This is a genomic window from Enterococcus innesii (assembly GCF_022846515.1).
Classification (GTDB): domain Bacteria; phylum Bacillota; class Bacilli; order Lactobacillales; family Enterococcaceae; genus Enterococcus_D; species Enterococcus_D innesii.
The window spans coordinates 3,071,704-3,097,674 of the sequence record NZ_AP025635.1 but is presented as its reverse complement, the minus strand read 5'-3'; the positions used below and the strand labels follow the sequence as shown (position 1 = coordinate 3,097,674).

General features: G+C 42.7%; 23 protein-coding genes and 1 other annotated feature. Of the genes, 8 read left to right on the top strand and 15 right to left on the bottom strand.

Going from position 1 to position 25,971, the window contains the following annotated elements; translation table 11 throughout:
- Window positions 1-5: 5 nt before the first annotated feature.
- The gene (sfsA, locus tag ENLAB_RS14515; RefSeq protein ID WP_244351734.1) at window positions 6-731 is read right to left on the bottom strand and encodes a DNA/RNA nuclease SfsA; all 726 of its coding nucleotides are present in this window, start codon (window positions 729-731) and stop codon (window positions 6-8) included.
- A 182-nt stretch (window positions 732-913) separates the two neighbouring features.
- On the opposite strand from sfsA, the gene ENLAB_RS14510 reads away from it, so the two are divergent.
- The 3 genes from ENLAB_RS14510 (at window position 914) to ENLAB_RS14500 (ending at window position 3,211) form a co-directional block, all read left to right on the top strand.
- Window positions 914-1,258 (top strand): DUF4828 domain-containing protein, encoded by a 345-nt coding sequence (locus ENLAB_RS14510; RefSeq protein WP_244351731.1) that lies wholly within the window; start codon window positions 914-916, stop codon window positions 1,256-1,258.
- Between the two features lie 214 nt (window positions 1,259-1,472).
- Complete coding sequence (locus tag ENLAB_RS14505) at window positions 1,473-1,637, top strand: hypothetical protein (protein ID WP_170920150.1); 165 nt, start codon at window positions 1,473-1,475, stop codon at window positions 1,635-1,637.
- Between the two features lie 239 nt (window positions 1,638-1,876).
- Window positions 1,877-3,211: a serine hydrolase gene (locus tag ENLAB_RS14500; protein ID WP_142962855.1), complete on the top strand. Its 1,335-nt coding sequence runs from the start codon at window positions 1,877-1,879 to the stop codon at window positions 3,209-3,211.
- A gap of 56 nt (window positions 3,212-3,267) precedes the next feature.
- Here ENLAB_RS14500 and ENLAB_RS14495 read toward each other — a convergent pair whose 3' ends face one another.
- Entirely contained in the window at window positions 3,268-3,780 is a 513-nt protein-coding gene (locus ENLAB_RS14495) for a GyrI-like domain-containing protein (RefSeq protein WP_244351729.1), read from the bottom strand.
- A gap of 124 nt (window positions 3,781-3,904) precedes the next feature.
- Here ENLAB_RS14495 and ENLAB_RS14490 point away from each other — a divergent pair, with 124 nt between their 5' ends.
- Window positions 3,905-5,104 carry a YdcF family protein gene (locus ENLAB_RS14490; RefSeq protein WP_244351727.1) on the top strand — a complete coding sequence of 400 codons (1,200 nt, stop codon included), beginning with the start codon at window positions 3,905-3,907 and terminating at the stop codon, window positions 5,102-5,104.
- Window positions 5,105-5,152: 48 nt separating this feature from the next.
- Here ENLAB_RS14490 and ENLAB_RS14485 read toward each other — a convergent pair whose 3' ends face one another.
- The gene (locus ENLAB_RS14485; RefSeq protein ID WP_077452608.1) at window positions 5,153-5,662 is read right to left on the bottom strand and encodes an HD domain-containing protein; all 510 of its coding nucleotides are present in this window, start codon (window positions 5,660-5,662) and stop codon (window positions 5,153-5,155) included.
- A gap of 124 nt (window positions 5,663-5,786) precedes the next feature.
- Window positions 5,787-6,548 carry a TrmH family RNA methyltransferase gene (locus ENLAB_RS14480; RefSeq protein WP_244351726.1) on the bottom strand — a complete coding sequence of 254 codons (762 nt, stop codon included), beginning with the start codon at window positions 6,546-6,548 and terminating at the stop codon, window positions 5,787-5,789.
- Window positions 6,549-6,643: 95 nt separating this feature from the next.
- Here ENLAB_RS14480 and ENLAB_RS14475 point away from each other — a divergent pair, with 95 nt between their 5' ends.
- From ENLAB_RS14475 to ENLAB_RS14465, 3 genes are all read left to right on the top strand, one after another.
- Entirely contained in the window at window positions 6,644-6,922 is a 279-nt protein-coding gene (locus ENLAB_RS14475; RefSeq protein ID WP_005236969.1) for an acylphosphatase, read from the top strand.
- A gap of 124 nt (window positions 6,923-7,046) precedes the next feature.
- A complete protein-coding gene (gene yidC / locus ENLAB_RS14470; RefSeq protein ID WP_010749323.1) occupies window positions 7,047-7,976 on the top strand; it encodes a membrane protein insertase YidC in 930 nt (309 codons plus the stop codon).
- A gap of 106 nt (window positions 7,977-8,082) precedes the next feature.
- Entirely contained in the window at window positions 8,083-9,024 is a 942-nt protein-coding gene (locus ENLAB_RS14465) for an AEC family transporter (protein ID WP_200125250.1), read from the top strand.
- Window positions 9,025-9,307: 283 nt separating this feature from the next.
- Here the strand turns inward: ENLAB_RS14465 and ENLAB_RS14460 are convergent, their stop codons facing one another.
- The 9 genes from ENLAB_RS14460 to rpsB form a co-directional block, all read right to left on the bottom strand.
- Window positions 9,308-13,657, bottom strand: a complete 4,350-nt coding sequence (locus ENLAB_RS14460; RefSeq protein ID WP_086292830.1) for a PolC-type DNA polymerase III — start codon at window positions 13,655-13,657, stop codon at window positions 9,308-9,310.
- A 108-nt stretch (window positions 13,658-13,765) separates the two neighbouring features.
- The gene (locus ENLAB_RS14455; RefSeq protein WP_244351724.1) at window positions 13,766-15,475 is read right to left on the bottom strand and encodes a proline--tRNA ligase; all 1,710 of its coding nucleotides are present in this window, start codon (window positions 15,473-15,475) and stop codon (window positions 13,766-13,768) included.
- Window positions 15,476-15,544: 69 nt separating this feature from the next.
- Window positions 15,545-16,813 (bottom strand): RIP metalloprotease RseP, encoded by a 1,269-nt coding sequence (gene rseP / locus ENLAB_RS14450; RefSeq protein WP_081118765.1) that lies wholly within the window; start codon window positions 16,811-16,813, stop codon window positions 15,545-15,547.
- A gap of 149 nt (window positions 16,814-16,962) precedes the next feature.
- A complete protein-coding gene (locus ENLAB_RS14445; protein ID WP_077452615.1) occupies window positions 16,963-17,769 on the bottom strand; it encodes a phosphatidate cytidylyltransferase in 807 nt (268 codons plus the stop codon).
- Complete coding sequence (uppS, locus tag ENLAB_RS14440) at window positions 17,766-18,566, bottom strand: undecaprenyl pyrophosphate synthase (protein ID WP_244351723.1); 801 nt, start codon at window positions 18,564-18,566, stop codon at window positions 17,766-17,768. Before uppS ends, ENLAB_RS14445 begins: the two co-directional genes overlap by 4 nt.
- Before the next feature lie 191 nt (window positions 18,567-18,757).
- On the bottom strand, window positions 18,758-19,315 hold the full coding sequence (frr, locus tag ENLAB_RS14435; RefSeq protein ID WP_077452616.1) for a ribosome recycling factor: 558 nt from the start codon (window positions 19,313-19,315) through the stop codon (window positions 18,758-18,760).
- Between the two features lies 1 nt (window position 19,316).
- Complete coding sequence (gene pyrH, locus ENLAB_RS14430; RefSeq protein ID WP_005229433.1) at window positions 19,317-20,039, bottom strand: UMP kinase; 723 nt, start codon at window positions 20,037-20,039, stop codon at window positions 19,317-19,319.
- Between the two features lie 147 nt (window positions 20,040-20,186).
- Window positions 20,187-21,068, bottom strand: a complete 882-nt coding sequence (tsf, locus tag ENLAB_RS14425; RefSeq protein WP_005229432.1) for a translation elongation factor Ts — start codon at window positions 21,066-21,068, stop codon at window positions 20,187-20,189.
- Window positions 21,069-21,178: 110 nt separating this feature from the next.
- Window positions 21,179-21,967 (bottom strand): 30S ribosomal protein S2, encoded by a 789-nt coding sequence (rpsB, locus tag ENLAB_RS14420; RefSeq protein WP_005229426.1) that lies wholly within the window; start codon window positions 21,965-21,967, stop codon window positions 21,179-21,181.
- A 301-nt stretch (window positions 21,968-22,268) separates the two neighbouring features.
- On the opposite strand from rpsB, the gene ENLAB_RS14415 reads away from it, so the two are divergent.
- Window positions 22,269-22,739, top strand: coding sequence for an arginine repressor (locus ENLAB_RS14415; RefSeq protein ID WP_005236999.1), 471 nt, complete (start codon window positions 22,269-22,271; stop codon window positions 22,737-22,739).
- 81 nt (window positions 22,740-22,820) lie between these two features.
- Here the strand turns inward: ENLAB_RS14415 and argS are convergent, their stop codons facing one another.
- Both argS and argF read right to left on the bottom strand, forming a co-directional pair.
- The gene (gene argS / locus ENLAB_RS14410; protein WP_096742445.1) at window positions 22,821-24,512 is read right to left on the bottom strand and encodes an arginine--tRNA ligase; all 1,692 of its coding nucleotides are present in this window, start codon (window positions 24,510-24,512) and stop codon (window positions 22,821-22,823) included.
- A gap of 128 nt (window positions 24,513-24,640) precedes the next feature.
- Window positions 24,641-24,834, bottom strand: a binding site (T-box leader).
- Between the two features lie 79 nt (window positions 24,835-24,913).
- Window positions 24,914-25,927 carry an ornithine carbamoyltransferase gene (gene argF / locus ENLAB_RS14405; protein WP_077452618.1) on the bottom strand — a complete coding sequence of 338 codons (1,014 nt, stop codon included), beginning with the start codon at window positions 25,925-25,927 and terminating at the stop codon, window positions 24,914-24,916.
- Window positions 25,928-25,971: the final 44 nt, after the last annotated feature.

Sequence of the window (25,971 nt, the reverse complement as noted above, 5' to 3'; positions counted from 1 at the left end):
TTCTTCTATAGATTAGGGTCGTCAAAAACGACATTCAAATCAAAAGGGATCGGTTCTTTGACCGTGATCATCCCTTGGTTTACTTGGCAATTATAGGCAAACACTTCGACACCCTTGCTTTGCGCTTCGGCGATTTTAGCGGCCAGATCCGGCTGCATCTGTCGATGGATCGTGGCGATTTGCACCGCTTCAAATTGGATCATAAACAAAACCGCCGCATAATAGGCAGCTTCTTTGGCATGGATCAATTCATTGACGTGTTTCAAGCCGCGAATGGTTGGTGCATCTGGAAAAGCACCGACTTGCTTGTTTTCAAGGGTCATTCCCTTGATTTCTAAAAAGCCTTTTTCTTGTTCATCTGTTTCAAAATAAAGATCGAATTTTGATGTCCCATAGACAACTTCCCTTCGCAAAAGCGAGATTCTCCCTTTGATATTCGGCAACTGGATCGTACCATCCAAGAGGCCTTCATAGCCTAATCGATTCGGTACTTGACTATCAATATTGATCCATTGGTCTTGTTTCTTGACTGAGATCAAGTCGTAATTGGTTTTGCGTTTCGGATTGTCCCAATATTGCAGGGTAACAAGCGCACCTTTGTGCAAGAGCTCTTTTCCTCGTCCGGTATTTTTTACATGGACGATTACTTCTTGATCGTCAACGAGACATCGGGCAATGAACCGGTTGTCTCGCACGAGAAACGTGGCTAAAAGGGTATTCGGATAATTCATTTTCTCACCTGCTCTTTTGAATCATAGCATATTTTGATAAAAACTTCTAAACTTCAAACTAAAGTACCATGCTTTTTTACCTTCTCATGGTATACTTATGGCAATTATTTTCTAGTGCGAAAAAGTGGACACCTGTCCACAAGGCGCAACTTGATGAATCGTAAATGATAGGACGTGTATAAATGAAGAAAAGGTCTATTTTGATTGGTTTATCTCTTGCAACGGGCGTGGTCAGCTCTTTGCTGCTGCGAAAAGAAAAGCAAAAAAATGAGAATCGGCAGAATTTCATTGGTAATTGGCGTTTTACTTCCAAGACAAAAGAAGATGTCACATTAGCAATAGCCAATGACTATTCATTGACCATCGAAGGCAAGCCTTTGACTGCTTCCATCGTTGAATTGACTCCGACGCGGTTAGTTTTACTGGACACATTTGGCTATCATTTAGTTCTTGAACAAAAAGGCTCCGTCATTACTTTATATGATGAAGCAGAAGATTGCCACTATTCTTTGACAAAAATCATCTAAGATCGCTGAGAAAGCCAGGTTCATGTTTTCTTCACATTTTCTTCAGTCAATTCTCAGACTTTTTATCAGCATTTCTTGGCAATCCATGCTATCATTAACTTAACAAGTGGTTGAACAAGGTGTTCCGTTGAGTGATGTTTGATCGTTCATAGATTAAGGTGTAGGTTCGATTCCTACCTTCCACATTTATTTTAAATAGAAAGAAGGGATTTTTATGTTAACGACCTTTATTTCACTCTTTTCCATCTTTGCTTTAGCTGCATTGTTAGCTGGGACATTCTTTTTAGCAAAATTGGCCATGCAACAAGAAACGAAGGCGGTGAAAGTTCCCGTCAGAGCCCAAAACCAAAACCCGAGAATCCATTCCAATCGTCGCTAAGGGAAATAGTTTGACCCTATGTCAATTCAAAAAACTTGCCTTCTATATAAATATAGGAAGGCAAGTTTTTTTGCTGGTATTTACAGTAAACAACCTTAGTCACGTAACGTCTCAGTTTGTCTACTGAAGGATCGGTCTTACGCAATTAAATGCTAAGTTTTCTCTTAGAGTATTGCAACGGTGGATACTCTTTGTTAAAATTTTTGCTTAGATACAACTTTAAAGGAGCTACTACATATATGCAGAAAATAACCAAGTTCGGGTATTCCTTCGTTGCTGCTTTGGCAATCCTCTTTGCTGCTGCCGGCTTACCACTCGTTTCGTATGCTGATGATACAGCTATGAGCGCCGAAGAGATCCAAGATTTTTCAGTCGATGCAAAAGCCGCTTACTCCATCGATTTTGACACAGGGAAAGTATTGTATGATCAAGATGGTGAGACTGCCATGGGCATCGCCTCCATTACCAAGATCATCAGTCTCTACCTCGTAGCTGAGCAAGTAGAGCAAGGAACCATCACTTGGGATGATCCTGTCCCTATTTCAGATTATGCCGCGAATCTCAGCGTGTCGCCAAACTTATCGAATGTCCCTTTGCATCAAGACGTTACCTATACAGTAAAAGATTTGTATGATGCCAGTTATATCCAATCTGCAAATGCTGCAATCGTCGCACTCGCGGAACTGATTGCTGGGTCTGAAAGTGCCTTTGTTGATCAAATGCAAGAAAAAGTGCAATCATGGGGTATCACCGACGCAAAGATCGTCAATGCTTCTGGCTTGAACAATGCTTATTTAGGAGACAATATTTATCCTGGGTCAACTTCTACTGACGAAAACGAACTGTCCGCAAAAGATGTCGCCCTGATTGCTCGTCATTTGCTGCAAGACTTTCCAGACGTTTTAGAAGTAACGAGTCTTTCCACCAAACAATTTGGCGAAGGTTCCTATTCGCCTGTCGAGATGGTCAATTGGAACTGGATGCTTCCAGGTTTTACGAATACGAAAGATGGTGTTGATGGTCTTAAGACTGGTACGACAGATATGGCAGGGGCATGCTTTGTCGGAACCGCCGTCAAGGATGGTCAACGAATTATCACCGTCGTGCTAAACGTCAATGGTCATGCGGAAAATCCAAGCGTACGCTTTATCGAAACAGGTCGGTTGATGGACTACTCCTTCGACGCTTGGGAACAAGTAGAAATTTTACCAGAAAATGCACAGTTAGAAGATACACAGACGGTGGCAGTTAAAGATGGGAAAGAATTGAGTGTTCCCGTTGCCTTAAATCAAGGTTTGACCTTATGGGTACGTGGAGATATGGATGCAACAGCCTTTGAAACAACCATTGACTTTAATGAGCACTATCGTGATTCTGCCTTGCAAGCGCCATTGACTGAGGGTACAGAAGTCGGTACTGTAAGTGCTTCGATTCCAGCTGATACGCTTGGTTATATTGATGATTCTGATCATGACGAAACTGCAGGATTAGTTACAACACAAACGGTGGAAAAAGCCAACATCTTTGTTCGTGCTTGGCGCGGTGTGTCTAACTTTTTCGAGAATCTTTTTTAATCCAAACCATAGAAAAAATCTGTCCTGAGCAAAGATTGCCTCACGGACAGATTTTTTTATTCTACCGTTTCCACCGTTGCTGCTGCCAAAGGCTCAACAGGGAAAAACAATTCAACTTCCCCTTCTTTAAAATGAGGAAGATATCTTTCTTGGATCGCTGCTGACAAGTAGACGTTGTTTTCTGGTAAAACTTCCATCAACATTTTTTCAGTCATCATGGTCAAGTTTTTTTCATCCGTTTTGACAACGAGATAGGTCATTGCGGGCATTTCCCAACGGTCCCAACCGACGGGAGGAAAATTTTCTGTATGGACTTGAACGCCTGCCAAATAACGGCCGGTTTCTTGCCAAGGCTCTAACCAATTGGTGCCATCACTCATTAAGCCCCAAAATTCCAGTTCTTCTGCCTTTTGATCGCTCACTAGAAATTCGATCTCTTCAAAATCCTTTGTTGCAAGTTCCCATAGCGCTGGTACCCAAGAAGCTCCTTCTTCCGCTAATCCCTTGCCTTCTTTTCCGATCACATAAAAAGCGGGCCGTTCAACGCGAATCACTTCACCTAATTGCATGTTCCTTCCTCCTTCTTTTCTTCATTTTAGCGAATTGCAAGAAATTCAGCAACTTTGACCTTAGCAACAAGCAATTTTTGTCATTTTTCGGTATACTAGGTGTATCGTTAAAGGAGTGAAAAACATGGATTTTACGCAATTGCTGATTTTTGCTATCAGCTATTTGACGGGTGTGATCGTCGTTCAAAAATGGCGCAAGAAAAAAGATGAGCCAGATATTTTCTTTTTTGAGTGCTGTTGGACGATTTTAGCCCTGCTGATTTATTTAGCCGTCTCAGAATTACGGACAGGCAGTTTCTTTATTCTAATACCAGTCGCCTTCGCCGGCCTTTTTTTATTTTCTTATCGGCGCAACAAGCACCGACTCGTAAATGGCTTGCTCTTTAATTTGTTTGTCTTAGCATTTGGTGGCTACTTAGTCATCAATCTATACCGAACACAAGATATTCTTGTAGGTGGTCTATTGGCTGTTTTACTAGCGATTTTCCTTGCTGTATTATTATTCGGATTGGCCATCCTTGTGGTCTTTCTTTACTGGAATTCCATTATTGTTTTACGAAGAGAATCGCGATCGATCGCCAATCTATTGACCCTGATCTTAGCGTTAGTTTTGACCGTTTTATTATTTTCAGATCCCCTTTTGCACTTTTTCCCGGATTGGATCCGAACCTTATTCGGCGTGGTTCCCCTAAGTCTGCTGTATCTATTTGTGGTCTTTTTGAACTTTTTATCGATTTCAGTCATTTATCAGTTCAATCATCCTCGTTACAATCAAGATTTTATCATCGTCTTAGGAGCAGGTCTTTTGAATGGCACCACGGTCTCCCCTTTATTGGCCAAGCGTATCAATAAAGCAATCTCGTTCTACGAAGCGCAATTTAAAGCGAAAAAAACGGCTCCTCGGTTACTGATGTCAGGCGGCCAAGGAAGCGATGAAAAGCGGCCAGAAGCTGTCGCGATGAAAGAATATGCAGTTGCGCAAGGAGTGCCCGAAGGAGAGATTTTAGTAGAAACAAATTCCACGACTACTTATGAAAACATGAAGTTTTCGAAAGAAATCATGGATTCCTTAAAGCCAAATGGCTACAAAGTAATTTTTTCCTCCAACAATTACCATATTTTTCGTGCCGGTCTCTATGCAGATCAAGCACAACTTAAAGCAGATGGTATCGGAGCACCTACCGCCTTTTACTATTTACCTAATGCCTTCTTACGAGAATTCGTAGCGATCCTTTTTATGCACAAAAGACGACACTTAACGGTATTGATCACCTTGCTGATCCTTTATGTAGGTGCAGCGATCCTCCAACTTATTTTTGGCTAAGCAAACAAAAAAAGTTCTTTGAACCGGCTGGTTCGAAGAACTTTTTTCTTATTGCATCGTACGATGTTTCTTCCAGAAACGTTGTTGCCATTTTTCTTTCATACTTTCTGTAAGTGGTTCTGATGCTTCTTTGATCGCACAATATTTGTCAACCATTGTAACAATATAGCTTTCTTTATAACGTGGCGGCGCAATCGTTGCTCCCCACATATGTTTCAAGATGATATCTTTTTCTAGATCACTTAGTTCAGTGATTTTTTCAGCATTTTTTACTGCAATTCGTGGATGCATATACGCATGGGTACCTTCATCAAACTTTGTAGTACGCCAGTCATAGTAGAATAAATCATGAAGGAGTCCTGCACGAGCTGTTGCACGAGCATCGCCGCCCCATTTCTTGGCCAATTTGTAACTATAATAAGAGACGCTGATCGAATGTTCCAAACGTGTGGAGTTCATATGCTGCACAAAGTTGGCTAATTTTTTTACAGCTTCTGTTTCTAACAGGTCAGCCACGTAAGACATATATTCGCTATCTTCTTGCCATTTTTCTGTCATAAATTTTTGTCTGCCACCTTTTTTTGATCTGCTTGATTGTTACAAGACAAAGTATAGCACCTATTCATCGAAGATTCTAGGTGAGGTGCAACAGATTCAAATAGTTTAACAGTTCCTTAAAAATCTAACTGACAGCAAAATACATCAAAATCCCGGCTGCAATGGCGACATTCAATGATTCTGCCTGACCATAGATGGGAATATACACATTTTTGTCAGTCAAAGCCAACAGTTCTGGGTGAACCCCTTGTCCCTCGTTACCTAAAATGAAGGCAGCTGTTTGTTGTTTAGGAAGCTCGGTATAAGGAACGGCTTCTTTATTTAATTCGGTGCCATAAATCGCCACGCCAGCTGAGCGTAGCTGTTGGAGAAATGGCGGGATCGCTCCTTCTAAAATTGGTAAATGATAGTTGCTACCTTGCATGCTGCGCAAGACTTTGGTGCTGTAAAGATCGGCTGTTCCTTCGCCGAGAAAAACCCCGCTGAACCCAGCAGCATCTGCTGTTCGAATCATGGTGCCAACGTTCCCGGGATCTTGCACATTATCTAAAATCAACCAGTTGCCCGTCAGTGTCTGTAAGTCTTGCTCTTGCTTTTCCACCACGGCAAAAATTCCTTGTGGAGTTGGTAAATCAGAAAGCATCGCTGCGATCTCCTCTGTGATCAAATAGCTTTCTTCCTGATAATCATCGAGCTGCCCGTTGACTTCGCTTAACCCTCGCGGTGTTACCAACAACGCTTTGATTGGTACTTTGGCCTGCAGCGCTTCTTGCACTAAATGCCAGCCATCGATCAAATACGTATTGGTCTGTGTACGGTGTTTTTTTTGTGTTAGTTTTTTGATTTCCTTGATAAAGGTATTTTTTTTCGATTGAATTTCTTTCATGTGGTCACCTCGATTTATTATAGCATGAGTCAATCGATCTAACTTGTTCTTTTGCTGAAAAAACGCTATCATTATAAGCAGAGGAGGGATTGTCCATGAAGAAACTACGAATCCATGTTCAAGGGCGTGTCCAAGGTGTCGGCTTTCGTTATACCACGAAAATGCTTGCCGATCAGTTGGGGGTCACAGGATCTGTAAAAAATGAGGCAGATGGTTCTGTTTCGATTGAAGCGATGGGAGATGAAAAAATCATCGATGCCTTTGTTGCCGGAGTGAAAGATTCTCCTTCTCCCGCTGGGAAAGTGAACCAAATCGACATCCAACCAGACGATACCATTAAAGAACGTACTAGCTTTGACGTAGTCTATTATTGATAATTGAATGTTTTCTAAGTCGAAAGATTGATTTTTCAATGAATTTCTCTTTGTACATTGAAATAGTCGGTCTTTTTTAGTATAGTTATTTTTGTCTAAATTTATTGTGAAGAGGAAGAATAGAATGTCTAAAATGAATAAATGGCTGCTTTCATCAGGATTATTTGGCCTGTTATTAGCATTATCAGGCTGTGTCAGTACCAATGCTGATGGTACGCCGAAAGAAACAGGAATGATTTATCGCTTTTTGGTGAAACCATTAGGGGATATGATCACGATGCTCGTTGAAAACTTCAACTGGTCTTACGGTTGGGCGATCATCGCTGTAACGATCGTTGTCCGTGTCATTATCTTACCATTAGGGATCCATCAGTCTCGAAAAACGATGGTTCAAAGTGAAAAAATGCAGTTTCTGAAACCCCAAGTGGATATCGCGCAAGCCAATTTGAAAAAAGCAACCACTCGGGAAGAACAAATGCAAGCGCAAGCGGAGATGCAAAAAATTTACTCTGAAAACAACGTCAGTATGTTTGGCGGTATCGGATGTCTCCCTTTGCTGATTCAGATGCCGATCTTCTCTGCTCTTTATTTCACCGCTCGTTACACACAAGGAATCCAAAACTCTGAATTCTTTGGCGTATCTTTAGGCGACCCAAGCATTCTCTTTGTGGCGATTGCTGGTCTTTCCTACTTGGCACAAGGATATATCTCAACCATCGGGATTCCGGAAGAACAGAAAAAAACGATGAAAACCATGTTGATCGTTTCTCCATTGATGATCGTTTTCATGTCCATGAGTGCACCAGCTGGTGTGACACTTTACTGGGTAGTTGGTGGGGTCTTCAGTTGTATCCAAACGTTTATCACAAATGTCATCATGAAACCAAAAATTCGTGCCCAAGTCGAAGCGGAAATGAAAGCAAATCCGCCTAAAACGGTAGTTACGCCTCGTAAAGACGTAACGCCTGAAAAAACAGAAGCTGTCAAAAAGGCGCTAAATACGACAAAGCCTAACGGAAAAGGTCGTAACGCTGGCAAGCAGCAACGGAAGTAATTCTTGACCAAATCGCTCAATGAGTGGTTTGGTTTTTTGTTGTTTTCAAATGGGAATCAGTTGCTTCTTCTACTGCCTTTCGCTATAGTAAATGAGAGGTGAGCGCATGTTTCAAGCATATATCAATATTTTTGTCATTTTCAGTCTCATGTTTATCGGTTATTGGTTGTCTTACAAACAATGGTTTTCTAATCGAACCGCCGATACGTTTTCAAAATTGGTATTGAATGTCTCATTACCAGCCAATATGTTTTTGACGATCATTAAAAACTTTACGAAAGATGAATTTCTTTCATTAGTTTCGGGGATGATCATCCCTTTACTTTCCATGATGATCACTTACTTCGCTGGTTATTTATGGCGCCGTTTCACCCAAGTTGAAGCCAAACACCAAGGCGCATTTTCCGCCATGTTTACCTTTTCCAATACGATCTTCATCGGCTTACCAATCAATTTAGCCATTTTTGGTGAAAAAGCCGTTCCTTATGTATTGTTGTACTATATTGTAAATACGACATTATTTTGGACCATCGGTATTTTTGAGTTAGCAAAAGACAATCCTGATTTTGGTGAAGCCCGGATTTCCTTTCATCCATTGGTCATGCTAAAAAAGATTTTTTCACCAGCCTTGATTGGTTTCATCATCGGTTTGATCTGGATGCTGTTCACCTTACCGCTGCCCTCATTTGTTGATGGCCTTGGAAGCTACCTAGCAGATTTAACGACGCCCCTATCAATGTTTATTATCGGGATCATTGTCTACTTTGGGGGACTCAAAAATTTGCGAATGACCAAAGACATTGCCGGTGTCTTGTTTGGTCGGTTCGTTCTTTCGCCCCTAGTCGTGTGGTTGTTAAGCAGAATCATCCCTGTTCCTGAATTGATGCTTTCTGTATTTATTATTCAAGCCTCTATGCCCGTCCAAAACTCTGTCCCGATTCTTGTACGAAACTACCAAGGGGACGAAGAATTTGCAACTTCATGTTTAGGGTATTCCGTCTTACTTTACATGGTGTATTTGCCTGTTTTGCTTTTTTTCTTTTTTTAGCTATTTGACGAACTTTGTCGAAAAATACTCGTTACCAAAGACATTCGCTTCTTTCGGTAACGAGTATTTTTCTTCTCTTTGTATGGTAAAGGTTCGATTGATTCGCTGTCCGAACGGCAACTCCCCTTATGATTTGTCACTATAGACCACGATTTTTCTGATTTTCGCCAGATTGTGGCTGCTTAGGTGGCCCTCACAAACAAGACAAAAAAGCACGTCTTGCAGAAACTAGCTATACTAGATGCTGCGATGATGTGCTTTTTTTAAGTGAACAGCTGTTGACTTATAACATATCGAACAACGACAACTGATTTTCATCTGGTAGATCTTTAAGAACACCGTTATCCGTCATGTATTCAATCAAGGTCTTAGAAACTTTCCCGCGATTGGCGAGGTCTTCTTTCGATAAGAAGGGACCGTCTTTTCGTGCTTCCACGATTTGTTTCGCTACGTTTAGTCCCAAACTCGGCACTGCTCGAAACGGTGCGATCAATTTTTTCCCGTCGATCACGAAGTTTTCCGCATCCGATTTATACAGATCGATCATCCCAAATTCATAACCGCGCTCTAACATTTCATTGGCTAACTCCAGAACCGTTAACAGATTCTTTTCTTTCGTTGACGCATCCAATCCTTTGTCAGTGATTTCTTGCATCCGTTCTTTTACGGCGTCTTTTCCTTTTGACATGGCAATCAAATCAAAATCATCCGCCCGGACAGAGAAATAAGCACAGTAATAGAGAATTGGGAAGTACACTTTAAAGTAAGCCACCCGCAACGCCATCAAAACATACGCCGCCGCATGGGCTTTCGGGAACATGTACTTGATCTTCGAACAAGAATCGATATACCATTCAGGGACATTGTTCTCCCGCATCGCTTGCAAGTAAGTGTCCCGCAAGTCGTCAGGGATCTTGTTCCATTGTCCTTTACGAACCGTCTCCATGATTTTAAAGGCCATCCCGTCATCTAAGCCGGCATGGATCAAATACACCATGATGTCATCCCGACACCCGATTACTTCTGCTAGACTAGCGTCTCCGCGACGAATCAGCTCTTCAGCATTGCCCAGCCATACATCGGTACCATGGGAAAGACCAGAGATCTGCAAGAGCTCTGCAAAGGTCGATGGATGGGTTTGATCCAACATCCCTCGCACAAATCGGGTACCAAATTCTGGGATGCCTAATGTACCTGTTTTTGAGTAGATCTGCTCTTCAGTCACACCTAGCACATCCGTACCACCAAAAATACGCATCACTTCCGGATCATCCGTGGGGATTGTTTTAGGATCGATTCCTGATAAATCCTGTAGCATCCGAATCACCGTTGGGTCATCGTGTCCCAGGATATCCAGTTTTAAAATATTGTCATGAATCGAATGGAAATCAAAGTGGGTCGTTTTCCATTCTGAATTTTGATCATCTGCTGGGTATTGAATCGGGGTGAAATCATAGACATCCATATAGTCTGGAATAACGATAATCCCCCCCGGATGCTGACCAGTCGTCCGTTTGACGCCAGTGGCGCCTTTTGCCAAACGATCGACTTCGGCTGCACGATAATGAAGATTATGATCGCGCTCAAAGCCTTTTACGAACCCAAAGGCTGTTTTGTCCGCTACGGTACCGATCGTTCCGGCACGATAGACATACTCTTCACCGAAGAGCACTTTCGTATAGTTATGGGCTTCTGGCTGATACTCCCCTGAAAAGTTCAAATCGATATCGGGGACTTTATCGCCATGGAAGCCAAGGAAGGTTTCAAAAGGAATATCATGGCCATCTTTGTTCAGACGGGTGCCGCATTTTGGACATTTTTTCTCTGGCATATCATAACCAGAACCATACGAGCCGTCTTCATAAAACTCAGAATACTGGCAATCGGGACAATAATAATGAGGGGCTAATGGATTGACCTCAGTGATCCCAGTCATAGTTGCAACAAAACTAGAACCGACTGATCCCCGCGACCCTACTAAGTAGCCGTCTTCATTGCTTTTATGAACCAGTTTTTGTGAGATCAAATAGATCACGGAAAACCCATTCCCAATGATCGAATCAAGCTCTTTTTTCAAACGTTTTTCCACAATTTCTGGTAATGGATCACCGTATAGCTCTTTGGCACGGTTGTAACTCAAGTCGGTGATCTCTTGTTCAGATCCGGGAATCTTTGGTGTATACAAATCATCTTTTACCGGAATGACTTTTTCACAAAGATCAGCGATTTTATTCGGGTTCGTCACTACAATTTCTTTCGCTACTTCTGGACCTAAAAACTGAAAAGCGGTCAGCATCTCATCGGTTGTTCGGAAATGTACATCCGGTAAACTATGTCGATTCAAGGGATTGGCGCCCCCCATCGAATTGATCAAGACCTTACGATAAATGGCATCTTCTTCGTTCAGGTAGTGGGCATTCCCAGTAGCAACAACGATTTTCCCTAACTCTTCCCCCATCTTTACCAGATTCCGAATGATGTCTTCTAGGTCTTTTTCACTTTTCACGAGTTCCGTTTCCAGAAGATGGGCATAAACTGCTTTGGGCATGACTTCGATGTAGTCATAAAACTTGGCAAGTTCCCGCGCTGCATCGACCCCTTTTTGCATCATTGCGACAAAGACTTCTCCTTTATCACAAGCGGTTCCGACTAACAATCCTTCCCGCAATTTCACCAATTCTGAGCGCGGGATCCGCGGAACTTTATCATGGAAGTACTTCACATTCGACATCGAGATCAGCTTGAATAAATTCTTCAATCCCGCCTGTGTTCGGGCTAAGATCGTGGCATGGAAAGGCCGAGCTGCTTTATAGGAGTTCTCACCCCCCACGTGTCGGTTCAAATCTTCGTGCAGTAGCATGTCATGTTTTTCCATCGCTTCTTTGACAAAGATCCACGCTAAATGACCGGTTGCCTCGGCATCGTAGATCGCTCGGTGATGTTGCTCCAAACTAACACCGAATTTTTTGGAAAGGACACCTAAACCGAATCGCTTAAACTCTGGATACAAATAACGAGCGAGTTCCAATGTATCGATGACGGGATTTTCTGCTTCTGGGATACCGTATTTTCGATAACTGGTATTTAAGAAGCCCATATCAAATGACGCATTGTGGGCAACTAGAATGGCTCCTTCAGAAAACTCACGGAACAAGCGTAAGACTTCTTCTTCCGATTTTGACCCCCGAACCATTTCATCGGTGATTCCCGTCAATTCTACGGTCGTTCGTGATAAAGGATGGCCCGGATCGATGAATTCATCAAAGGAACCTTCCACGTTGCCTTTATGCATCCGCACAGCGGCCAATTCAATGATGGTGTCGTACACTGCAGACAATCCGGTGGTCTCCACGTCAAACACGATATACGTGGCATCAGTCAGTGGGACAGGCTGCGGATTATAGGCAACCGCTACCCCGTCATCCACGATATTGGCTTCCACACCGTAAAGAATTTTCACCCCGGCTTTTTCTCCGGCGTGATGGGCATCAGGAAACCCTTGTGCTCCACCATGATCGGTGATCGCAATCGCCTTATGACCCCACTTGCCAGCTTGAGCGACAAAGTCTGCCACATTGTTGGTTGCATCCATCGTACTCATATTGGAATGCAGGTGAAGTTCGACCCGTTTTTCGCCTTCAGGTGCATAATCTTTGCGGGCCTCGTGTTTGACTTCCAGCAAATCTTGCGCATTCATAACGAGATCTCGCATAAAGGTATCTTCTTGAACACTACCACGCACTTTGACCCAACTACCTTTAGCAATAGCATCAAAGACTTGTTCATCTTTTTCATTGTTGGAGAATTTTTTCACACTAAACGACGACGTATAGTCGGTGATTTTCAAAATCAAAATCTTCCGTTTTGAACGCAATTCGCGGACTTCTTTATCAAAGACATACCCTTGGATCGTAACTCGGCGTTCTTCCTCGATGATATTGATCATCGGTGTCACAGGTTCATCAGCAGGAATATTACGTCCCAAGGCGATTGGTCCGTCAAATTCGACTGTTTTGACTTCTTTTTTGCGTTGCTCGTGAGCCATTAAGTTCTCAGCGGCTTGCAATTGGAAGGCTGCCGTTTGTTCTTCTTTTCGTGCTTCAAGTTCTTTCAAGGCTGCCTCAGCCTGTTCTTTGTCTAGCTGTGGCAGGATCCGAAATTTTTGAAACCCGAAAGTCCCATAATTTTCCTCAATGATCGGTAAGTACTGTTGCTGCAAAATCGTGATGACCGCATCATTGTTGACGGGTAAAATCACCTTGTTCTCTTGAATCATGGGCATTTGATTTTTGATCACTTGATGAACTAACGGCCGATCGCAATTTTGATTGGCTAACGCCAATGGCCAGTATTCTTGAATGAACTGCTCATCAAAGGAACCGTCTTGAGCTTCAATGACAATGCGAACTTCCGCAATCTCTTTAAATGCCAATTCAATATGTTGTTTAAAGGACTGATACACCATCACCGGCAATAAACGTTCGAATTGGAAATAAAATGTCCAGGCTTTTGATTGTCGATGCACGGTTACTTGTCTGATTTGGGCAGTCTGCATCAATGGATGCTGCCGAAGATTTGGGGCAGCTGCAATTTGGTCTAATAATATCTCAAAGGTCTCTCTTTCTTTTGACAATTGAAGATCCTCCTTTTCTCAGTACTCATTAGTATACCTCTTTTTGTCTTCACTTTCATTAAAAAATCGAGAAAGGATTTCCTTTCTCGATCTACCATTTGTTTCGATTTATTCTTGGTTGGCTAACAAAATCGTTAGGGTCGAAGCGACTTCTTCTTTCCTCACTTCAACGGTTGCGCCAGTATGCTTGATTTTGATCTCCACGATGCCTTCTACGGCTTTTTTACCGATGGTCAAGCGAATCGGACAACCAATCAAATCGGCATCTGCAAATTTGACCCCTGCACGTTCATTGCGGTCATCCACCAATACTTGATAGCCGACTTGGTTCATCATTTCTTCTACTTCTTCACTTAAGGCATTTTGATAGCTATCTTCAATCGACGTTTGGATGATATGCACATCAAATGGGGCAATTTCTTGGGGCCAATCGATCCCAAACTCATTGCCATATTGTTCGACGATCGTTGAAAGCAACCGAGAAACCCCCAGACCATAACAGCCCATGATGATTGGTTGTTCATCGCCATTTTCATCGACAACCGTCGCTTCTTGCGCCTCGCTGTACTTGGTTCCTAACTTGAAGATATGCCCAACTTCGATTCCTCGCGTAAAGGTTAAGGTCCCTTTTCCATCTGGGGAAGGATCGCCTTCTTGAACCAAGCGAAAATCGGCAAAGGCTAGTGGTTGAAAATCACGGCCTACATTTGCATTAAGAAAATAGCTCTGTTTTTCTGCCGCTGGTACGATCAGATTCGCCATATCTTGGACATGCTGATCCGCATACAATTGGATCGAATCAGCAAGCGCAATGGGGCTGCGAAGTTGTGCGTCACTGGTCAGATACGACTCGGCTTCTTCAGCAGTCAAGATCTTCACTTGATCAGCGGCTAAAAAATGCTTGATCTTTGTTTCATTAAGACTGTGATCACCTCGAAGCAATACCATAATGACTTGCTCGTCAACGAGTAGCAAAAATACTTGAACGATTTTTTGCAAATCCGTTTCGTATGTTTTCGCCAGTTCCTCTAACGATAGAGACTCTTCATGAACGACTTTTTGTAACTCTAAATAGGTCTCATGAGATTTTTTAGCGATATACTGACTAGTTGCTAGTTTCCAATTGGCGACATAGTCGCTTTCAGTCGAATAACAGATCAGCTCTTCGCCGATTCCAGACAATGCCAAAAACTCTTTTGAATCTCGGCCACCCATCAAGCCATTATCCCCGACCACTGTCCGATATTCGATCCCACAGCGTTTCAAAATGGCATGGTAAGCCATTTCGTAGCGATTATAGGTTTGATCTAAGCTGGCTTCATCGGCGTGAAAAGAATAGCCATCTTGCATGATAAATTCACAGCTGCGAATCAATCCAAAACGCGGCCGCTGTTCGTCCCGATATTTCGTTTGAATCTGATACAAGCTCAAGGGTAGCCGCTTATAAGACGTGATCTCGTTTTTGATCAATGTCGTGAACGGCTCTTCGTGAGTGGGTCCTAAAACGATCTCTCGTTCGTTTCGATCTGTCAACCGATACAAAGACTCACCATACAATGAGGCCCGTCCAGACTCCTTCCATGGTTCATACGGAAGCAAAGAAGGCATCGCCATCTCTACGGCATCGATTTGTGCCAGTTCCTCACGAATGACCCGCTTGATCTTTTCTAACACCCTTTGTGCTAATGGCAAGTAGACATAGATGCCTGCAGCCACTTGTCGAATATACCCGGCCCTAACTAACAGTTGATGACTTAACGTCTCCGCATCGCTGGGGGTTTCCCGCAATGTCGGAATCAAACATTTTGACTGTTTCATTTTTTTCTCCTTTGCTACAAAAAATCATGTTCACCCGATCAACAATTGATTTGCTTGTGCGTCTTATTTTTAAAAGAAGAAACGTTGGATATCATTCCAGGTAACGAGAACCATCAGCAGCATCAAAAACCCAAACCCAATCAGGGTAATGATGCCTTCTTTTTCTTGACTGATTGGCTTGCCTCGCACACCTTCTAAAATATTTAAAACCAGTTTCCCGCCATCTAATCCAGGAATCGGCAATAAATTAAAGATCCCCAAGTTGATGGAAATCATCGCCATCATGGCGATCACCGTTGTGACACCTTGCGATGCGGCTTGAGAAGACAGTTGGAAAATCGCTACCGGTCCACCCAATTTATTGATATCTGGTTGGGCGATCAAGTTGCCGACTGCTCTAAAAATCACCAATGAATTGTCAATGGTCGTTTGCAAGCCGCCCAGTAAGATGTCTCCGATGCCAGTTTTTAACGAAGCCGTGATCCCTAAGAAACCAATCGTAGTCTCCCCAGATTCTTGACTCGCAGGAGTTGCCGTCAAATCTAGTGTTTCTGCTCCTCGTTTAACTTCTAGAGCAATCTGAGTATCTGGATACTTTTGGATCTCTGTCGTCAATTCTGACCAGTTGGATACATCGACACCTTCAACTGCTAAGATTTCGTCGCCATTTTGCAGTCCGGCTTCAGCTGCCGGGGTTCCTGCTTCGATTCCTGTCACGATGGTTGCATCTTGGTTCGCGACACCACCTTGCGCAAACACCAACCCAGTGAATAAAACCAAGGATAAAATAAAGTTATTCATCGGTCCGGCAAAATTCGTCAGCATTCGTTGCCAAAGCTTTGCGGACTGGAATTGAACGTCTTTTGGTGCGATCCGAACTTCAACGCCATCTTCATGAATAATCGTTGCGTCATGATCCACAGCGTACGTAACTGCTTCTTGTTCATTGCCGTTGATGAAGCCAGTGATCGTCAACTTCTCCTCCAAGTCAAAGTCGGTCACTTCCATGGGGATCGCTTGCGGCAATTGGATCTTTTTGCTCGTATTGATTTTGATGACTTTGCCAGTTGCATCTTGAACCAAGGAGACTGGCATACCAGGCGTTAATTCGGTTTCATCTTCGCCCCAGCCTGCCATTTGGACATACCCGCCTAATGGCAGCATCCGAATCGTGTAGGTCGTCCCATCTTTCGCTTGATGCGCGAACAATTTAGGCCCCATACCGATGGCAAACTCTCTTACTAAAATACCTGCCCGTTTTGCAAAGAAGTAGTGTCCGAATTCGTGAATCACTACCACCACGGAAAAGATAATGATAAATACAAGTATCGTTTTCATGCTCGTTCCTCTCTTTCACAGCATCCCTCTCATTCAGGGCAGCCTTTCCTTATTTTATCACACCGGTTCCCGTTGAGGAACTCACATTCCCGTTGTAACAAGAATTTAAAAAAAGAAGCGCAAGCCAAGCCTGCGCTTCTAACTATTTTTTAAAAGACGCCAAATAAATACATGATTGGAAACACAAACAACATGCTGTCGAAGCGATCTAAGATTCCCCCGTGACCTGGCAGGATATTCCCTGAATCCTTCACGCCATAATGACGTTTGATCGCCGATTCCACTAAATCACCGAATTGCCCAGCGATCGAAAAGAGGACCGTCAATAAAATCATCATGGCACTACCGTGTCCAAAATAATCTTTCCCAGGAAATGCTAATAGATACAAACCAGCTACGACCACCGCAGCAGCAATCCCTCCTAGGGCCCCTTCGATGGTTTTATTAGGAGAAATCTCCGGCCATAATTTTCGTTGACCGTAACGCCGTCCCACCATGTATGCTCCAATATCCGTTGCCCACACGATAAAGAGACCGAAAACTAAAACGACTAAGCCATCCGTTGCTGACCGTGCCGTCAAAAAACGTTCAAACCCGACACCGGTATATAAGCTAACGATCACCGGAAAGCCAGCTTCATCGATGGTATACGTATTTTTCGAAATAACCGCGATCCCTAGTAACAAAAGAACGATCAGATAAAACAAGGCACTTTTATCTGTCCCCTCTGGCAAAAAGAAAAACCAGCGTTCTTGAGGCAAAACTAAGATTACCGCTCCGAGGATTGAAAGAATTCCTTCAAAACTGAAAATAGCTAATCCTTTCATCCGAAATAATTCATAAACACCAATTCCTGCCATTGCTGCTGCCAGCAATTCGACGGCAATGCCGCCAATATAAATAATTGGCAGGAAAAAGGCTAATGCGACGACCGCAGTGATTACACGTTGTCTCACTCTTCTTCCTCCTTCGTTTTCAAACCGCCAAAACGCCGGTTTCGTTGTTGAAAGCTCCCAATCGCGTCCTCTAATAACGCAGAATCGAAATCAGGCCAGAGCGCCTTTGTAAAGAATAACTCGCTGTATGCAATCTGCCATAATAAGAAATTACTGATACGTTCCTCACCACTCGTTCGAATCACCAATTCAGGATCACGTAACGCGTTTGGTAAAAAACCAGTCATCAAATGCGTCCCCAGCATGTCTTCCGTGAGCTCTGGTAGAGCTTCGCCGTAAGCTGAGAGTTCTTCATAAAGTGCTTGGACAGCTGTCAAAATTTCCGCGCGGCTGCCGTAATTTAAAGCAAAATTCAAGATCATCCCGGTGTTATCTTTGGTTTGGTCGATCGCTCGCTTGACCGCTTCTTGTGTATGCGCGGGTAAAGAATCCGTGAACCCCATCACTTTGACTTGAACATTTTCTTTGATCAGCTCAGGAACAAAGGTGTCGAAAAAGTCGACGGGCAGTTGCATCAAAAAGTCTACTTCCTCGTTCGGCCGTTTCCAATTCTCTGTCGAAAATGCATAAAGCGTCAATACCTTCACACCTAAGTGTGAAGCGTGTTTCGTGATTTTCTTTACCGTCTCCATGCCTTCTTTGTGGCCAGCTACTCTTGGCAAGCGCCGATTTTGCGCCCATCTGCCGTTGCCATCCATAATGATCGCGATGTGTTGGGGAATCGGCAGTGATGGATCAAATTCATGTTCAGCCGCTTCTTTGATATATTTGTCTTTTTGTGGAAAAAAACGCAGCATCGTATTCGCTCCTCTTCCAATTCTTGAAATTCATCTTTTACATTATAACAATAATCAGATTTCTTGCCTATGAAAACCAAGAAAAGATTTCTATATTAAGAAAAAACAAAAAAACAGCTGTCATTTTCAAGTACATGAGCTACTTTCGCCCATAAAAAAAGAGCCGCTGAAGCGACTCTTCGTCATTCCTTTTAAACTTCAAGTAATTCTTGTTCTTTTTCAGCTGCGATGGCATCGATTTCTTTGATGCTGTTATCTGTAGCAGTCTGCACTTCTTTTTCAGATTCTCGCAAATCATCTTCTGTGATATCGCCAGCTTTTTCTTGTTTCTTGTAAGCTTCCATGGCATCCCGACGAATGTTACGGACGGCGATTTTCGCATTTTCAGCTTCTTTTTTCACATCTTTTGCTAATTCTTTACGACGTTCTTCCGTTAATTGAGGAATCACCAAACGAATCACCGTTCCATCATTGGCAGGTGTAATCCCTACATCACTTTGCATGATAGCTTTTTCTACTTCTTGGATCATTGTTTTGTCAAAAGGTGTGATCATCAAAATTCTTGCTTCTGGAATCGTAATTGAAGCCATTTGGTTCAAGGGTGTTGGTACACCATAATAAGTAACCATTACGCGGTCTAAGATGCTCGCGTTCGCGCGGCCAGCACGGATTTGTCCTAATTCCCGCTGCAAGTTTTCTGCTGCTTTTTTCATTTTGTCTTTTGCTTCTGTTAAAATTTTGTCAGCCATGTTATTTCCCCCTTACTGTCGTTCCAATATGTTCACCTAAAATGGCGCGGCGAATGTTTCCATGCTCATTCAAGTTGAATACGACTAATGGAATATCGTTGTCCATACTTAATGAACTTGCGGTTGAATCCATTACTTGCAATCCTTTAGAAATGACTTCTAAATGAGTCAATTCTTCAAATTTCACAGCACTTTGATCCGTTTTAGGATCTGCTGAGTAGACGCCATCAACATTGTTTTTTGCCATCAAAATGACATCGGCGTTGATTTCAGCTGCCCGTAAGGCTGCGGTCGTATCAGTTGAGAAATAAGGGTTTCCGGTTCCGCCGGCAAAAATGACGACCCGCCCTTTTTCTAAGTGACGTTCTGCTCTGCGACGAATATAAGGTTCTGCGATTTGACGCATTTCGATCGAAGTTTGGACACGCGTTGGTACACCAGCGTTTTCTAGTGTATCTTGTAATGCTAAAGCATTCATCACAGTCGCTAACATGCCCATGTAATCAGCTTGGGCTCTTTCCATCCCCATTTGCGCGCCGATTTGTCCACGCCAAATGTTTCCGCCGCCGACCACGATTGCCATCTGTACACCTAATTCGTGGACTTCCTTGATCTCTTTAACGATCTCTTGGATCGTCGGTGGTTTGATCCCAAAGCCTTCGTCACCCGCTAATGCTTCACCACTTAATTTTAATACAACACGTTGATATTTTGGTTTGCCCATCATGATTCCTCCGTACATTCTCCAATACTATTGTAGCATATTGGTGCTCTTTCGTTGAAAATTATCTACACTATTTCTTCAAAAACCGTTTTTGCTTAAAAAAAGGGAGCGCACTTCCATGCGTTCCCATCTGTTCGAGGAACAGAATTATTTTTTCACTTGGCTCATTACTTCTTCAACGAAGTTGTCTTCGCGTTTTTCGATACCTTCGCCGACTTCAAAGCGGACAAAAGATTTCACAGTTGCGCCTTTTGATGCAACATATTTTTCAACTGTCATATCTGGGTCTTTAACGAATGGTTGGTCAACCAAAGCGATTTCTGCTTTAAATTTCTTCAAGCGTCCTTCAACCATTTTTTCAACGATGTTCGCTGGTTTGCCTTCGTTCAATGCTTGTTCTGTCAAGACTTGTTTTTCATGATCCAATTCTTCTTGAGAGATTTGTGCTTCGTTCACGTAGCGAGGGTTGATCGCTGCAACGTGCATCGCAACATCTTTCGCAACTGATTCGTCAGTTGTTCCTTCAAGAACAGTCAATACAGCAATACGTCCGCCCATGTGTAGGTAACCGCCGAAAGCAGCATTGTCATCTTTTTCAACAACTTCAAAACGACGGAAGCTGATTTTTTCTCCGATTACTTGTGTTGCTTCGATCAACGCAGCATCCATTGTGCCTTTAGAAGTTTCTAATTTTAAAGCAGCATCCATATCAGCTGGTTTGTTCGCTGCGATTACTTCAGCGATTTCTTTTACTAAGTCTTGGAACATTTCGTTTTTAGAAACGAAGTCAGTTTCTGAGTTCACTTCAACGATTGCTGCTGTGTTGCCGTTGATCGCTACAGATGCTAATCCTTCAGCAGCAATACGGTCGTTTTTCTTCGCAGCTTTTGCCATACCTTTTTCACGTAATAAGTCTACGGCTTTTTCGATGTCGCCTTCTACTTCAACTAATGCACGTTTTGCGTCCATCATTCCTACACCAGTCATATCGCGTAATTCTTTTACTAATTTAGCTGTTACTTCTGCCATTTTTTGTTTCCTCCTAAATGTTTTTAAACAAGATTGCTTGTCTTTAAAAAAAGCTGTTTCAAAGGAGAGTGAGGCTTGGCGCCTAGCCTTTGAAACAGCTCCATCATTTATTATTCAGCTGATGCGTTGTCGCCTTCGACAACATCAACGATTTCTTCGATTGAAGTTGCGTTTTCTGTTGATTCAGCAGCAAAATCTTCTTCTGCTACTTGGTCTTCGCCTTGGTTACCTTCGATGAAAGCATCTGCCATTTTCGCAGTGATCAATTTAACGGCACGAATAGCGTCATCGTTTGATGGGATAACAACATCGATTTCGTCTGGATCACAGTTTGTATCGACCATCGCTACGATCGGGATATTCAATTTGCGTGCTTCTTGGATCGCGATACGTTCTTTACGTGGGTCAACAACGTACATTACATCTGGAATTCTTGGCATATCAGCGATACCGCCTAAGAATTTTTCAAGACGTTCGCGCTCTTTGTTCAAGCCAACGACTTCTTTTTTAGGAAGAACAGCAAATGTACCATCTTCTTCCATTTTGTTGATTTGTTTCAAACGAGCAACACGTTTTTGGATTGTTTCCCAGTTTGTCAAAGTTCCACCTAACCAACGATGGTTAACATAGTATTGACCTGAACGGATTGCTTCTTCTTTGATTGCTTCTTGTGCTTGTTTTTTAGTACCTACGAACAATGCAACGCCGCCTTCTTCAGCAACATTTTTCATGTAGTCGTAAGCTGCGTCTACTAATTTCACTGTTTTTTGCAAATCAATGATGTAGATGCCGTTTCTTTCTGTGAAGATATATTTCTTCATTTTTGGGTTCCAGCGACGAGTTTGGTGACCAAAGTGTACGCCGGCTTCTAGTAATTGTTTCATTGAGATTACTGCCATGTTGTGTTTCCTCCAATTTGGTTTTTTGTTTTCCTCTCTTGCTCTTTTACTCTTTGAAGAACTGAATCGATCAGCACCGCTTCGCAGATGGAACAAGATGTGGGATTGACGTGAAAAACTCACGCCTTAAACAGTATACAGTAGCTAAAAAAGAAATGCAACTGATTCAAATGAAAAACTACGATTCGTGGTTCGGCTTTTTTTTAACGTTCTAATTCTTTTCTTATTATATCTAGGTTTTTTCGGTGTTATCTGCTATGATAAGGCTGACTTAATCAATCATGCTTAAAGGAGTTTACCTATGCGAAAAGCTGATCGCCATTTACTTATTAGACAAATCATTACTGAACATACTGTACGCACGCAAGAAGAATTATTGCAGCAATTGGAAGTCCAAGGAGTCTCCGCCACGCAAGCGACCATTTCTCGCGATATTCGTGATTTGAAAATCGTGAAAGTACCTGATGAGTCAGGTCAGACAAAGTTTGTCATTTTTCAAGGAATGCAAGCTTCTGAGGATGAAAAAGAAGAAGAGCAGCGCTTGATACAGATGATCGAAGACGTTGTCACTAAAGTAGATCGTGTGCAATTCATGACCTTGATCCATACCGTTGCGGACAATGCGCCTTTGCTTTCGGCAGCGATCGATGAAGTGACCATGCCAGAAAAAGTATGCTCGTTGGCGGGCTTTGATACAGTAGCGGTGATTTCCCGCAGCGACGAAGACGCCGAAACATTTTATCAATTTATCAGAAACCACGCGGTCTTATAAAACACTGAACAAATGTGACCTATCTGTATTTTTACTACAAAAAAGCTGTGTCCTTGTCGAAACAAGGATACAGCTTTTTTGTTACATTTTGTCGGGTGCATGTAAACCAAGCAACCGTAAATCTTCTTTTAATAAGGTCGTTACTGCATAAACTAGAGCCAGACGTGCGTCTTTTTCCGCATCTTCAGCCAAGATTTTCACATTGGCGTAATACTTATTAAAGGCCTGTGCCAATTTGATGGCATGTTTGGCAATGACGGATGGTTCATATTTTTCCGCCGCTTGCATGACCGTTTCTGGGTAGCGTTGGATCAATTTGATAACTTCCCAGCTCTCAGCGTCTGCCAACGCCAGACTGCTGACAGCAGCGGGATCAAAGTTGGCTTTTTCAAGAATGCTCATGGCACGGGCATGAGAGTATTGCACGTAAGGACCGGTCTCTCCTTCAAAACGGACAACTTCTTCTAGCGTAAAGTCGAAATTATTCAAACGGTCATTTTTCAAATCGTGGAAAACGACTGCCCCGACACCAACTTGTTTTGCTACTTCTTCTTTGTTTTCAAGGGTTGGGTTCTTTTCAGTGATTTGTTCTTTTGCTGAATCGATCGCTTCATTCAATACTTCTTCTAAAAGAACGATCTTGCCTTTTCTTGTAGACAGTTTTTTCCCATCTTTGGTGATCAACCCAAATGGTACGTGGGTCATATCATCTGCCCACTCAAAGCCCATTTCCTTCAAAACAGCTTTTAATTGTTTGAAGTGATAACTTTGTTCATTCCCTACCACGTACAATGATTTTGCAAAGTTGTAGGTCCGTTTGCGGTACAGTGCGGCAGCCATGTCCCGTGTGATGTAAAGGGTCGCACCATCGGATTTGCGGATCAAGGCTGGATTTAAGTCATAGGCAGCCAAATCAACGATTTCTGCCCCTTGGTCTTCTTTCAGCAAGTGTTTTTCTTCTAATAATTCCACGACTTCTGTCATCTTATCATTATAGAAAGCTTCGCCATTCAATGAATCAAAGGAAACTTCCAACATATCGTAGATTTTATTGAATTCTTTTAATGATTCATCACGGAACCATTGCCACAAATCCATTGCTTCTTGGTCACCATCTTCTAGTTTCTTGAACCAAGCTCTCGCATCATCTTCTAATTGCTTATCTGTCTCGGCTGCTTCATGAAAATCAACATACAAACGTAATAGTTCGTTGATTGGTTCCGCTTTGACCGCTTCTTCTGACCCCCACTTTTTATAGGCAACGATCAATTTCCCAAATTGTGTGCCCCAGTCGCCTAAATGGTTGATGCGAATTGGCTGATAACCGATTTTTTCTAAAATAAAGCCGATCGAGTTACCAATCACAGTGGAACGCAAATGCCCCATTGAGATGGGTTTGGCAATATTTGGTGAAGACATATCGATCGGTACTGCTTGCTGATTGCCGATGGTTTGATCGCCAAAATGATTTTTTTCTTTGAGAACCAGCTCTAAGACGTGGGCAGAGATTGCTTTTTTATCCATAAAGAAGTTTAAATATGGACCGACCACTTCAATTTTTTCAAAAGACGCTTGATCGATTTTTTCTGCTAAGTCTGCGGCAATTTGCTGCGGCGCTTTCCGATAGACTTTTGCTAGCGAGAAGGCTGGGAATGCCACATCCCCATGGTCGGCTGACTTTGGATTTTCCAGTAATTGCTGAACTTGTTCGATCGATAGATCTTCTTTTACTACTTGATGGATCGCTTGTGCGACGATTTCTTTGTTATTCATAGTATCCCTCCTATAATGACTGAGCCCATGTTTTGATGAAAAGTTGTTTGAAGCAAGCAAACAGCTGTATGTTTTTTATGCAAGAAATGATTGATAAAAACAAAAAAAGCCTCTAGCGCATAACATGCACTAGAGACGAGATTTCCCGCGGTACCACTCTGATTGTCCTTTTCGGACCCACTTTTTTCTGATAACGGCAGAATTCCGTTTGCTTGGCAAATTCTCACAAGTGCGTTTCACAATCTGATCAATTCGGCTTCCACCACCCCGAACTCGCTAACTGATACTCGAATCGCTACTTCTCTTGTTTCATCAAATCAAGGCTATTTACTTCCCAGAAAGTATAGCAAAGAAATGTTTGTTTGGCTAGCGAGATTTTGGCATTTTCAAAAAAAATTATTTTATACTTTAGGAATAAATAGATCTCCGGCAGTCACTGCCATGATTGCTTTGATTGAGTGCAAACGATTTTCGGCTTGATCAAATTGACGGGCATACTTACTGCGAAAGACCTCATCAGTGACTTCCATCTCAGAAATTCCATACGCCTGCGCTGCTTTTTTGCCATACGTGGTCTGATCATCATGAAAAGCCGGCAAACAGTGCATAAAAATCACTTGATCATTTTGGGTTTTTTTCATCAACGATTGGTTGACTTGATACGGCAGCAGCTGTTCGATCCGTTCTTGGAATTTTTCTTCTTCACCCATTGATACCCAAACATCGGTATACACGACATCGGCGCCTAGAACACCTTGATCCACATCATCAGTCACCAAAATCTTTGCCCCAGATTCCTTGGCATAGGCTTGTGCCTGTGCGATGATGGTTGCTTCTGGCTGCAAGGCCTTTGGGGTGACGACATGAATATTGACCCCTAAAATCGCACTAGTCACTAACAAAGAATTGGCGACATTGTTGCGCCCATCCCCACAGTATGCGATGGTCAAGCCAGTCAGCTCACCAAAGTTTTCTTGAATAGTCAAAAAATCAGCGATCATTTGTGTTGGATGCCATTCATCCGTTAAGCCATTCCAAACAGGTACGCCTGAATAGTTGGCCAGATCTTCGACAACTTGCTGACTAAAGCCGCGAAACTCTATCCCGTCAAACATGCGGCCGAATACTTTGGCGGTATCTTCAACGGATTCTTTAGTCCCCAACTGAATATCATTGGCCCCTAAAAATTCCGGATGCGCCCCCAGATCTACCGCTGCAACCGTAAAGGCTGCTCGCGTCCGTGTCGAATTCTTTTCAAACAAAAGTGCAATGTTTTTGCCATCTAAATAACGATGTGGTTGATTGTTGGCCTTCATCCCTTTCAAGTGCTGGGAAAAATCAATCAAATATTGTAGTTCTTCTTTAGTAAAATCCTTTTCTGCTAAAAAACTGCGTCCTTTAAAAACCGATGTCATTGCATACCCGCCCCTCCATTAATTAATAAATATACACAATGATA